Here is a 12,325-nt window from a genome sequence, read left to right on the forward strand (position 1 = left end):
GCATTTATATATATGTTTCCTCATAAGAATGGAACTAGCGGGGTATTTTACTGGGGGGGATTAACAATGCATAGGGATGAAACTCCATTACATCCGGATACAGGTGTTACATCTGTAATGTTTGTTGAGCGTTCATTAAATGAAATTCGTTTTTGGTCTAGAATCATGAAGGAGCATTCTCTTTTTCTTCGCTTAGGGTTTAGATGCGAGGATACGCAACTAATTGAAGAGGCGAATCAATTTTATCGATTGTTTGAACATATTGAACAAATAGCGCATTCCTACACAAATGAAACAGATCCTGAGCAAATCAAAAGATTTAATGCAGAAGTACAACAAGCCGCAACTAATATTTGGGGATTTAAACGAAAGATTTTAGGGTTGATTCTCACATGTAAATTGCCGGGACAAAATAACTTTCCACTGTTAGTTGACCATACGAGTAGGGAAGCTGATTATTTTAGAAAACGTTTAATGGAATTAAATGAAGGAAAATTAGATGCTCTTCCTGATGCTATTATTAAAGAAAATGTTTTCTTTTTGAGGATTATGGCAGACCATGCTAAATTTATTGGCCATCTTCTTGATCCATCGGAAAGAAAGCTTGTAGATACAGCGCGAAATTTTAGCAATGATTTTGATACATTAATGTATCAAGCAATTGACTTAGAATCAATGAAACCACAATCCCAAACTGTCCCTCTTCTAGATCAATTTTTAGATCAAAATCGTGTGTCGGTTGCATCTCTTCGGGACTTTAAGAAAACAGCACGTGATTTAATTGAGCAATGTAAAATAAAGAGTATCATCCACCCATTATTGGCAGACCATGTCTTCCGTGAAGCTGATAGATTTCTTGAAATCATTGATATGTATGATGTTCATCTTACAAATATTCAATCACAACCTAGATATTAGAAGGTAAGGAAAGATACTATTTTGCTTTCAGTTGAGAAGTTAACACTGAATTGTTAGCTTCTTTTTTTGAAGAAAAGGTTTGAAAATGAAACTTTACGTTATTCTTTCTGGAGACTGATAAGAAAGGATAGCGTATTTTTTATGCCCCATTTAGTCTTTATTCGTATTAATTCTTTGTATTATTGTTCGGGAAATTATTATAGAAGAAAAATATCTGAAACCTACATTGTATAGCACATGAAATAGCACCATTACAACCTGTAACGCACAAGTTGCACAGCCAACGCAACGACAACTCGCTTTACTCATCATGTATTTGCTCATACTAGACGTAGATAGGTGAGAAACATCGTATGATTTTTAGTGAACGTTTAAAAGAAGAACGAGAAAAATGAAAGAAATCCCCTACACTAGCTGTTCTTTTCACTCAAATTGTGTACTATAAAGGATAGGATGACATAAAGAAGGGGACATTTAGAATGGAATTTCATGAACAAAAGATTTTGCCGGCAGTAAGGCAAATTAAAGATTTGGAAAAGCTATTACATAGTTCGTATGAGTATATCGTTATTTTAGATATTCATGTCGGTCAATTGAAGAGTGTTATATCACTTGCGAAGCAATATTGTAAAAAGGTGTTTTTACATGTGGATTTAATTCATGGCTTGCAGAGTGATGGGCATGCGACGGAGTATTTATGTCAGGAGTTTAGACCGTACGGGTTACTTTCAACGAAGGCGAGCGTCATTATGAAGGCGAAGCAAAAAGGTGTTGTGGCAATTCAGCGTATTTTTTTAATCGATTCGAGTGCAATGGAGAAGAGTTGCAATCTTTTAGAAAAGACGAAGCCGGATTATATAGAGGTGCTCCCAGGAGCGTTAACGGATGTGATCGCTGAAGTGAAAGAGCGTACTGGTGTACCAATTTTAGCGGGTGGTTTTATTCGTACTGTTGATGATGTAGAGAGAGCTTTAAATGCTGGTGCGACAGCAATTACGACATCAAAACGCGAACTATGGAAACATTACCAAAAAAAGTGACGAAAATGTGAAATAATTCTGTTGACACCGCTTTCATTAACGGTTAACATTATAGACAAGTTAATAAACGTGACGGAGAAAAGTAGAGATCCACATTTCATTGTTTCTATATAAATTTATATAGAAGCGTGCAAAGCTGTGGGTCTTTTTCTTTTGACAAAAACGAATGGCCATTCATTTTACCTCTATCACATTTGAAAGCGTTTAAATTGATTGTGGAGGGATACTATGTCAGCATTTTTAGGAGAGTTAATAGGGACTGCGTTGTTAATCGTACTTGGTGGCGGCGTTTGTGCTGGTGTAAGTTTAAAGAAGTCGTTTGCGAAAGATTCTGGTTGGATTGTTATTACAATGGGCTGGGGCTTAGCGGTAGCGGTTGCAGCGTACGCGGTTGGATCAATTAGTGGGGCACATTTGAATCCAGCTTTGACGATAGGATTAGCATTTAAGGGAGCGTTCCCATGGAGTGACGTACCTGGTTATATCGCAGCACAAATGATTGGGGCAATTATCGGGGCAGTTATCGTATATTTACATTACTTACCACACTGGAAAGAAACAGAAGATCCAGGAACAAAGTTAGGTGTATTTGCAACAGGTCCAGCAATTCCGAACACATTTGCAAACCTTTTAAGTGAAATGATTGGGACATTCGTTTTAGTATTTGGTATATTAGCAATTGGTGCAAATAAATTTGCAGATGGATTAAATCCATTTATCGTAGGTTTCTTAATTGTAAGTATTGGTTTATCATTAGGTGGAACGACAGGATACGCAATCAACCCAGCACGTGATTTAGGTCCGCGTATTGCGCACTTCTTCCTTCCGATTGCAGGAAAAGGCGGTTCAAACTGGAAATATGCATGGATTCCAGTAGTAGGTCCAATTTTAGGTGGATCACTGGCAGGATTATTCCATCAAGTTGTATTTGAAGGAAAACAAAATGCAGCACTTATTTATGTGATTATTGCAACTGTGATTGTACTAGCAATCTCTTATATGACAAGCAAAAAAAGTGGAAGCAATACAAATAGTAGAAAAGTAGCATAAGGGGGAAACCATTATGAAAAAATATATTCTTTCATTAGACCAAGGAACAACTAGCTCACGCGCAATTCTTTTCAATAAAAAAGGTGAAATTGTTCATTCAGCTCAAAAAGAGTTTACGCAACATTTTCCAAAGCCGGGCTGGGTAGAGCATAACGCGCAAGAAATTTGGGGATCTATTTTAGCGGTTATCGCAACTTGCTTAAGCGAAGCAGATGTAAAACCAGAACAAATCGCTGGTATCGGTATTACGAACCAACGTGAAACAGCGGTTGTATGGGATAAAACGACTGGTAAACCAATTTATAACGCAATTGTATGGCAATCTCGCCAAACAGCTGAAATTTGTGATGAGTTAAAAGAAAAAGGTTATAGCGAAATGGTTCGCGAAAAAACAGGTCTTTTAATTGACGCATACTTCTCTGGTACGAAAGTAAAATGGATTTTAGATAACGTTGAAGGTGCAAGAGAGAAAGCAGAAAACGGCGATCTATTATTCGGAACAATTGATACGTGGCTTGTATGGAAACTATCTGGTGGTAAAGCGCACGTAACGGATTACTCAAATGCATCACGTACATTAATGTTTAACATTCACGACTTACAGTGGGATGATGAACTTCTAGACATGTTAACAGTACCGAAGAGCATGCTTCCAGAAGTACGTCCATCATCTGAAGTGTATGGAGAAACAATTGACTATCACTTCTTCGGTCAAAATGTACCGATTGCCGGTGTAGCTGGTGATCAACAAGCGGCATTATTTGGACAAGCTTGTTTCGGTGAAGGTATGGCGAAAAATACTTACGGAACTGGTTGCTTCATGCTAATGAACACTGGTGAAAAAGCGGTAGCTTCTGAGCATGGCCTATTAACAACAATTGCATGGGGAATAGATGGTAAAGTAAACTACGCATTAGAAGGAAGTATTTTCGTAGCAGGTTCTGCAATTCAGTGGTTACGTGACGGAATGCGCATGTTTAAAGATGCAAGTGAGAGTGAAGTGTATGCGAATCGCGTTGAATCAACTGACGGTGTATACGTTGTACCAGCATTCGTAGGATTAGGTACACCTTACTGGGATAGTGAAGTACGCGGCGCTATGTTTGGTGTAACACGCGGTACGACGAAAGAGCATTTCATTCGTGCAACACTAGAATCTTTAGCTTACCAAACGAAAGACGTATTATGCGCAATGGAAGCAGATTCAGGTATTGAACTGAAAACATTACGCGTTGATGGCGGAGCAGTTAAAAATAACTTCTTAATGAAGTTCCAAAGTGATATTTTAGATGTTCCTGTAGAGCGTCCAGTGATCAATGAAACAACAGCTTTAGGTGCAGCGTACTTAGCTGGTCTTGCGGTTGGATATTGGAAAAACCAAGATGAAATTAAAGAACAGTGGCATATGGACAAACGCTTTGAACCAACAATGGAAGCGGAAACAAGCGAAGAGCTATATGCTGGATGGAAAAAAGCAATTGAAGCAACAAAAGCTTTCAAATAATCATAAACAGTGTTATAATGGTGACAAGTTAATAATTCGGTAGGAGATTTGGAGAGACCACAACACGCTATAGAGGCGAAATCTATAGCGGAGTTTGTGGTCTCTTTTTTCGTTATCAAAGGGAGGAATTACCATGAAATTTTCAAGTAAACAACGTAAAGACGTATTAAACGGAGTAAATAAACAAGAATTAGATGTGATCGTAATTGGTGGAGGTATTACTGGTTCTGGTATTGCATTAGATGGAGCAACACGCGGATTATCAACAATTGTGTTTGAAATGCAGGACTTTGCAGCAGGTACATCAAGTCGTTCAACGAAGCTTGTACACGGTGGTCTACGTTATTTAAAACAACTTGAAGTGAAAATGGTAGCAGAGGTGGGTAAAGAGCGTGCGATCGTATATGAGAACGGTCCCCATGTAACAACACCAGAGTGGATGTTACTTCCGTTCCATACAGGCGGTACGTTCGGATCATTCAGTACATCAATTGGTCTTCGTGTATACGACTTCTTAGCAGGCGTAAAACGAAGCGAGCGCAGAAAAATGTTTAACCGTGAAGAAACGCTGAAGAAAGAGCCTCTTGTAAAACAAGAAGGATTAAAAGGCGGCGGTTACTACGTAGAATATCGCACTGATGATGCGCGTCTTACAATTGAAGTAATGAAAGAAGCAATTGAGCACGGTGCAAAAGCTGTTAACTACGCAAAAGTAGATAGTTTCTTATATAAAGATGGAAAAGTATGTGGTGTACGTGTAATCGATTTACTAGATGGTGAAGTATACGAAGTTTACGGTAAGAAAATTGTAAACGCAGCTGGTCCTTGGGTAGATACACTTCGTGAAAAAGATAACTCGAAAAAAGGAAAAGTACTTCAGTTATCAAAAGGTGTTCACTTAGTAATTGATCAAAAACGTTTCCCATTAGGTCAAGCGATTTACTTCGATACACCAGATAAACGTATGGTATTCGCGATTCCGCGCGGAGGAAAAACATATGTAGGTACAACAGATACGTTCTATGATAAAGACGCAGCTGTACCACAAATGACAACAGAAGATCGCACGTACATCATTAATGCGATTAACTACATGTTCCCAAGCGTAAAAATTACGGAAAAAGACATCGAGTCAAGCTGGGCTGGCGTACGTCCGTTAATTTACGAAGAAGGTAAGAGTGCATCTGAAATTTCTCGTAAAGACGAAATTTGGACTTCTGAATCTGGTTTAATTACAATCGCAGGTGGTAAATTAACAGGATACCGCAAAATGGCTGAAATGGTAGTAGACTACGTAACGAACTTACTACAAAAAGAAGGGCATAGTGCATATCCGAAGAGCACAACGAAACATATGCCAATCTCTGGTGGACATGTAGATGGCTCTAAAGGATTACCAGCATTTATCGCGAAAAAAGCAGGCGAAGGTACGAAATACGGTTTAACAACAGCACAAGCAGAAGAATTCGCGAAATTCTACGGCTCTAACGTTGACGTACTATTTGACCTAGCGAAAAAACATAAAGATGAAGCGAAAGAATACAACATGCCGCTAGACGTTCTAATCCCACTTGTATACGCAATGGATTACGAAATGACAGCAAAACCAGTCGACTTCTTCGTACGCCGCAGAGGCGCTGTATTCTTCAACATCCACTGGGTATACGAGTGGAAAGAAGCAGTAATCAACTACATGGCTGCAAAACTAGGCTGGAGCAAAGAAGAGCAAATGAAATACACAGCAGAACTAGAAAAAGCATTAAGAGACGCTGTCATTCCTGTAGATCAACAAGAGCATGCAGCTGCATTAGCGTAAAATAGAGAAACACCTGAAGAGAAACTCTTTAGGTGTTTTTTATCTTGACTAAAAATAAATAAAATGTGTTACAATGATGGTAGAGTATATAGTATGAATTTTGCATAAAATAAAGAAGACAGAAGCCTGAGAAACTTCTGCCTTTGTAACCTAACTTGCTATTGTGGTGGTAGTAGGTGCGGTTATAAGACAATTACATTAACGTTTTAGCCGAGAACCGCCCTTACCTTTTCCACGAAGCAGGGTGGTTCTCGCTTTTTTGTATACAGAAATTAGCCACGGACCGACGTATCTTCTACCGATGACAACGCCAGCTCCGGTTAGGATACCATACACTAATTTAATGACAAACATCGCGATCATATTATCACCTCCCCCTTTTTTCAAAATGGAAGAGATGATTACCACACCTACTAGTTATAGCTTATTAAGTTACGTATTCATTGTATTATGTTTTAAAATAGGGAACAAGACATATAGATAAAAAGCCCTAGCGTTCAAACTCAACCCCCCACTGAAAGGCTTTATCTCAGTGGGGGGAGTTGACTCCTTGTTAAATAAACATAACTAAAAAAATAAAGATACTGATAACAATATCCAAATGAAATACACGGCAGAACTAGAAAAAGCAATAAATCAACAAGAACAAACAGCTGCGTTATGTATAGAATTTCAAATACTACACTTGTATGAAGAGTGTACTGGTTTTGATAGTATCGATCCATCTTTGTATGGCCATGAAATATTAGATTCTTTAAGTGAGCGTTAGAAAGAAGGAGGACTCGATTAAATCGGTTCTCTTTTTCATTTAGCGATAGGAAACGAAGACGCCCTTCTTATTGCAAACTTAAAGAGCGCCGTGGGAGAAAGACGCTCTTTAGGTGAATGTATTGTAACGACTATTCGGTTTATTATATGTAAGTTGCTGAGGAAGTGTTTTATAAAAAACGTTATTACCCTCTGTATTTTTTTATAAATTTATAAAACTTTTCCATACAGTGCGTCGTCTAATATATGGGAAGGAGGGAAGGCTGTGGATGAATTAACGGTAGAAGCGTTTGAAATAGAAGATAAGGAGGACCTTATCGACGAAATCATGAACAAGTATGGACAAGAAGTCTTACAGCTTATGTATTCATATGTGAATAATAAAGAGGTTGCGGAGGATTTAACGCAAGATATATTTGTGAAATGTTATAAATCTCTTCATACATATAAAGGGAATTCGAACTTAAAAACATGGCTATGGAGAATTGCAATTAATCATTGTAAGGACTATTTAAAAAGTTGGTATAACAAAAAGGTCATCGTGACAGAGGATGACTTTACGTATATGGAGAGTCAAAAAGAAAGTGTGGAACAAATAGTTATTCAAAGTGCAGAGGATAGTAGGCTTGCTTCTGCAGTAATGAATTTACCGATCAAATATCGAGAAGTCATTTATCTATTTTATTATGAAGAATTATCAATTAAAGAGATTGCGATTGTAATAGATGTGAAGGAGAACACGATAAAAACGAGGATGAAAAAAGCGAAGGAGCTTTTGAAGAAAGGATTGGAGGAATAGTCAAATGGAAGATCGATTAAAAGGTTTGCGAAAATCAATGGAGAACACAACTTTTAAACATTTGAGTTTTTCTGATCAGCACCAGAAGCGGGTGCGTGAAAAAATCAATCAATCGTCCGAAAAAGAAGAAGACATCCTTTTAGCAGTGTTGCAACTTCTTATGAATGAAAAAACAGGTTATGAATTGATGCAGTTACTGCGCGGGAGAGGGATTCAAACATTTGAAGGTAATGAAGGGTCTCTATACACTTTGTTACATCGTCTAGAGCAGAATCGCTTTATCCAATCTAGCTGGGACCACGAAGGAGCTAAATATTATCAATTAAATGATAAAGGAAACAAGATGCTGCGAAAGGCAGAGAAGAATGCTACGAAGGCACGATTTATATTAAAAGGATTCGTACAGGAGTGAGAAAAATTGAATAAAAAAGGGGAGCGTTTTTTAACAGAAGTTACGAACCATATTAAATCAAAAGAAGCGAAGGACTTAGTAGCAACTGAACTGAATTTTCACTTAAAACAGGCAAAGAATATGTGGATGGATAAAGGGTTAAGTGAGGAAGTTGCTGAAGATAAGGCTGTTGAGCAAATGGGGAGTCCAATTAAACTGGGACAAGAACTTAACAAACTGCATAAGCCAAAGGTTGATTGGTTTTTAATTGGTTTATTAGTGGCTGCGATGGGGTTAGGGTTTTTGCCGGTTATAGCTTTTGGATATATGAATGATTTACTAATGGATAAGGTGATATTTGTTGTTCTTGGTATTGCAACAGCGTTAGGGATGATGCTGATTAATTATCGGAAGTTAGAGAGATTAGGATGGTTGTTTTATACAATTGGTGTACTTATCTTGTTAATGCTATACTGCTTTCCGAATGCTGGGATGCTTGGAGAACCGATAATAAAAGTTGGTCCTATTGCAATTGACCGTTTAATGGCAGTGCCGTTCTTTTTTCTAGCTTGGGCTTCTTTTTTCAATAATAGTAGGATAAAAGTAATGCATCTTGTGGCTCTTTATTTATTTTCTTTGTATTTATTTTTAATTGGCGCAGCTTTTTCAGTGATTTTTATTTATATCACGATGGTATTCGTTATGCTTTGGTGGAGTAAGTTAGGGAAGAAAAAGGCATTAATTATTACAATTGTACCAATCTGTTTATTGATTATAGGGGCCTATTTTTCCTGGCACACAGTAAAAGGAGTTTATTTGGATAGATTTTTAGGGTATTTGAATCCAGAGCGTGATGCACAGGGCGCAGGATTTATGTATATACGTTTAAAGGAGGTAATGTCGTCAGCAGGTTGGTTTGGTACATATGGAGATATGAAATTCATCCCTGCTCCGGATACTGATTTTGTATTTGCAAGTTTGACTTACTATTATGGGTATTGGCTTGCGTTAATTCTTGTCTTCGTTCTTTCTCTTTTTGTAGCAAGATTAATAGTCATCTCTTATAAAATAAATGATCGGTACGGTAAATTGCTGCTCGTTGGTGGATTGACTCTTTTCGTAGTACAATTCCTTTATAACGTCGGTATGATTTTAGGTTTATTACCGATTACTGCTATATCACTACCTTTTATTAGTTATGGATTAACACCAACTGTATTTCATGCGCTTATAATGGGAATCGTACTAAGTGTATATCGACGTAAAGACATTCCAGCGAGAAAATCAGCTTAAAAAACAAACCACCTAGTCCCTATATTTTTTAGGGTGTAGGTGGTTTTATTTACACACTTAACAAGTTTTTCCGTTCTCAACTTCTCCGCATGAATCTGGAATTTGCTTATCTTTTATTAATAGTAATAGAAGTTCAAAAAACTGTTCGCGTTGTTCTAATGTGAGGTTTTGTAAAATATCGTTTGCGACCTTGTCTTGGAACGCGAGCGCCTGCTCCATATTGGAATGCGCGCGTTCAGTAAGTTGAATTAATGTAGCTCGGCGATCAGTTGGATCTGGTATACGAACTAGGAGCTTGTCTTGTTCGAGTGCATCGACAAAATCGGTAACTGTACGTGCTTTGACGCCTAATTTAGCAGCTAATTCATTCATTCGAATGGGACCATTTTCAGAAACGGTGGATAGAACGCGTAACCTAGGACCTGTTAGATGATAAGGTGTGTCAAGGGCTGACAATTGAGATTGAAATTCTCTTTGAACATAGTTGGACGATTGCATTAAAATATGGATGATATCTATTGCAGCTGGATTATTTGATTTCATGAATGGGATGACCTCCTCATTATTTTGTAGTTCATTTTTGCACGTTTCATAAATATATTGTATATTATTAGTGAGTATCCTCTCTATATTATAAACAATTAGTGAGTAACCTCATTATATCGCGTACTCATAATGTGTAATAGCGGGATAATTACTATTATAACTGATGCGGGGATCTATAGAAAACGATAATAGAGAGAGGTGGATTTATGTAAGGAATTTCAAATCGTTTCAGCATTTAATAGCAATACCCTTAAAAAATATATAATGGAGGATTGTACATGACTATTGTAGCATTAGTACTTCAATGTTTATTAATTTTTGCATTTTTCTTTTCGAGTGTGAGTAAAATTGCGGGAGCAAAAATGCAAGTAGAGGCTTTCGCTCATTTAGGTTTACCGCAATGGTTTAGAATTGCGACAGGTTGGATTGCTTTGGCAGGCGTGGTTGGACTAATTTTTGGTTTCTGGAATGAGATCGTATTAGTTTTAGCAGCATTATGGATTGCTTGTATTATGTTAGGAGCTGTATTGTCACATATGCGTGTTAAAGATCCAATTGGAAAAATCATGCCAGCAGCCGTGCTTATGATTTTAGCACTAGTTCTTGCGGTCATTCATTTTTCAGCGGTAACAGAACTTCTGTAAAGCGAATTGTAGATTTGATTGAATAGAGGTAGAAACTGAGCACGTACGATAAAAATGATATCCTCATTATAATAAAATAGTGAGGATATTCATTATGTTGATACTCATTTAAATCTATGTAGATTATGGGAAAGAGGAAGGGAGGTCTACACGATGGTAGATCATTCATCACAAAATGCGGATAAATTACTAGCAGTTTTAGTAGTTACGCTAATATTTTCGGTTATGAACGGTACGATGTTTAATGTAGCTCTTCCTGAAATCGGTAAAGAATTCAACCTTGTTCCTTCAGAGGTTAGCTGGATTATGACGAGTTATATGGTTGTTTATGCTGTTGGTTCCATCGTAATGGGAAAACTGGCGGATAAATATCGGTTAAAGGATTTGTTAACGTATGGACTACTTATTTTCGCTCTAGGTTCCTTGCTTGGTCTACTTGCTACTGAGTATTGGGTTATCATTTTAGGCCGTGTCATTCAGGCAGCGGGAGCTTCTGTTCTTCCTGCGACAGCAATGATTATTCCGGTTAGATACTTTGCGCCAGAGAAAAGGGGGCGTGCGCTTGGAACTTCAGCAGTTGGTTTAGCGCTTGGGAATGCTTTAGGGCCCGTTGCCGCTGGATTAATTACGAGTTTTGGAAGCTGGAGACTCATGTTTGTTCTTTCATTACTACCGCTTCTAACGCTACCTTTCTTTAGAAAGTATTTAGACAATGCAAAAGGAAAGGCGGGTAGTATTGATATTCTTGGCGGAGGGTTATTAGCTATATCAGTCGCGTTCTTCTTGCTTGCCATTACGCAGATGCAAGTGCTGTTATTCCTTGGAGGATTTGTTATGTTAGCTTTCTTTATTTTGCGAATTAGAAAAGCTACAGAGCCTTTTATTAAACCGACTCTGTTTAAAAATAAGAATTTTTCGATTGGGTTACTCCTTGCCTTTATGACGACAGCGATGAGCTTTAGCATGACATTCATGACGCCGCAATTTCTATCGGCAGTAAATGGATTGACTCCTTCGAATATTGGTTTTGTTTTAGTTCCAGCTGCAATTGCCTCGGCAATTATGGGAAGAAAGGGAGGAAGGGTAGCTGATACTCGGGGCAATTTTGTACTCGTTTTTATTGCCTCAGTATTCATATTCCTTGCTTTCTCATTATTATCTACTTTCATTGGGGTCTCGGCTTTTGTCATAGCATTGATTTTAATTTTCGGAAATGTAGGACAGACCTTTATGCAGATTTCAATGTCTAATACGATTTCACAAACACTGTCAAAGGAAGAGACAGGTGTGGGAATGGGATTACTGTCGATGATTAATTTCATATCTGGCGCGATGGCTATGAGTGTAGTAGGGAAATTGCTTGATAAAGGATCGACTTCACTAAAGCTAAATCCTTTTGTTGCAAATGAAGCTGCAAATATGTATAGTAATATCTTCGGCGTGATGTCATTGTTGATCTTACTTGTAGTTGTGCTCTACCGTTTTCAATTTGGTATGGGCGTTTCTACGTTAAATATGACTAGCAAAGGTAGTAAAAACTTATAAAAGAAAATACA

The 12,325-nt window shown here is 37.7% G+C and carries 13 protein-coding genes; 11 read left to right on the top strand and 2 right to left on the bottom strand.

The features are described from left to right. Nucleotides 1–66: 66 nt before the first annotated feature. The 5 genes from ACTFR9_RS19430 to glpD all read left to right on the top strand — a co-directional run bounded on the left by ACTFR9_RS19430 (nt 67) and on the right by glpD (nt 6,328). Nucleotides 67–918 carry a DUF2935 domain-containing protein gene (locus ACTFR9_RS19430; protein ID WP_061185156.1) on the top strand — a complete coding sequence of 284 codons (852 nt, stop codon included), beginning with the start codon at nt 67–69 and terminating at the stop codon, nt 916–918. Between the two features lie 479 nt (nt 919–1,397). Next, nucleotides 1,398–1,958, top strand: coding sequence for a glycerol uptake operon antiterminator GlpP (gene glpP, locus ACTFR9_RS19435; protein WP_000394287.1), 561 nt, complete (start codon nt 1,398–1,400; stop codon nt 1,956–1,958). A 228-nt stretch (nt 1,959–2,186) separates the two neighbouring features. Then, nucleotides 2,187–3,008: a glycerol uptake facilitator protein GlpF gene (gene glpF, locus ACTFR9_RS19440; protein ID WP_001272193.1), complete on the top strand. Its 822-nt coding sequence runs from the start codon at nt 2,187–2,189 to the stop codon at nt 3,006–3,008. A gap of 13 nt (nt 3,009–3,021) precedes the next feature. Next, on the top strand, nt 3,022–4,512 hold the full coding sequence (gene glpK, locus ACTFR9_RS19445) for a glycerol kinase GlpK (RefSeq protein WP_000759991.1): 1,491 nt from the start codon (nt 3,022–3,024) through the stop codon (nt 4,510–4,512). Between the two features lie 133 nt (nt 4,513–4,645). Continuing rightward, nucleotides 4,646–6,328: an aerobic glycerol-3-phosphate dehydrogenase gene (glpD, locus tag ACTFR9_RS19450; protein ID WP_000672812.1), complete on the top strand. Its 1,683-nt coding sequence runs from the start codon at nt 4,646–4,648 to the stop codon at nt 6,326–6,328. A 198-nt stretch (nt 6,329–6,526) separates the two neighbouring features. On the opposite strand, the gene ACTFR9_RS19455 is transcribed toward glpD, so the two are convergent. Next, on the bottom strand, nt 6,527–6,691 hold the full coding sequence (locus ACTFR9_RS19455; RefSeq protein ID WP_000561154.1) for a hypothetical protein: 165 nt from the start codon (nt 6,689–6,691) through the stop codon (nt 6,527–6,529). 238 nt (nt 6,692–6,929) lie between these two features. Here ACTFR9_RS19455 and ACTFR9_RS19460 point away from each other — a divergent pair, with 238 nt between their 5' ends. From ACTFR9_RS19460 to ACTFR9_RS19475, 4 genes are all read left to right on the top strand, one after another. Then, the gene (locus ACTFR9_RS19460; RefSeq protein WP_000877814.1) at nt 6,930–7,097 is read left to right on the top strand and encodes a hypothetical protein; all 168 of its coding nucleotides are present in this window, start codon (nt 6,930–6,932) and stop codon (nt 7,095–7,097) included. Between the two features lie 264 nt (nt 7,098–7,361). After that, nucleotides 7,362–7,895 (top strand): sigma-70 family RNA polymerase sigma factor, encoded by a 534-nt coding sequence (locus ACTFR9_RS19465; RefSeq protein ID WP_073541620.1) that lies wholly within the window; start codon nt 7,362–7,364, stop codon nt 7,893–7,895. 4 nt (nt 7,896–7,899) lie between these two features. Continuing rightward, nucleotides 7,900–8,307 carry a PadR family transcriptional regulator gene (locus ACTFR9_RS19470; RefSeq protein ID WP_000390164.1) on the top strand — a complete coding sequence of 136 codons (408 nt, stop codon included), beginning with the start codon at nt 7,900–7,902 and terminating at the stop codon, nt 8,305–8,307. A 6-nt stretch (nt 8,308–8,313) separates the two neighbouring features. Further along, on the top strand, nt 8,314–9,579 hold the full coding sequence (locus tag ACTFR9_RS19475; RefSeq protein ID WP_001034637.1) for an FtsW/RodA/SpoVE family cell cycle protein: 1,266 nt from the start codon (nt 8,314–8,316) through the stop codon (nt 9,577–9,579). Between the two features lie 57 nt (nt 9,580–9,636). On the opposite strand, the gene ACTFR9_RS19480 is transcribed toward ACTFR9_RS19475, so the two are convergent. Continuing rightward, the gene (locus tag ACTFR9_RS19480; protein ID WP_000841457.1) at nt 9,637–10,122 is read right to left on the bottom strand and encodes a MarR family winged helix-turn-helix transcriptional regulator; all 486 of its coding nucleotides are present in this window, start codon (nt 10,120–10,122) and stop codon (nt 9,637–9,639) included. A 281-nt stretch (nt 10,123–10,403) separates the two neighbouring features. Between ACTFR9_RS19480 and ACTFR9_RS19485 the strand changes: the two genes are divergently transcribed. Then, nucleotides 10,404–10,769 (top strand): DoxX family protein, encoded by a 366-nt coding sequence (locus tag ACTFR9_RS19485; protein WP_000156910.1) that lies wholly within the window; start codon nt 10,404–10,406, stop codon nt 10,767–10,769. Between the two features lie 153 nt (nt 10,770–10,922). Further along, the gene (locus ACTFR9_RS19490; RefSeq protein ID WP_000227532.1) at nt 10,923–12,314 is read left to right on the top strand and encodes an MFS transporter; all 1,392 of its coding nucleotides are present in this window, start codon (nt 10,923–10,925) and stop codon (nt 12,312–12,314) included. The last annotated feature ends 11 nt before the right edge of the window (nt 12,315–12,325 follow it).

Origin of the sequence: Bacillus cereus group sp. MYBK222-1 (assembly GCF_051916425.1) — a bacterium.
GTDB lineage: Bacteria > Bacillota > Bacilli > Bacillales > Bacillaceae_G > Bacillus_A > Bacillus_A paranthracis.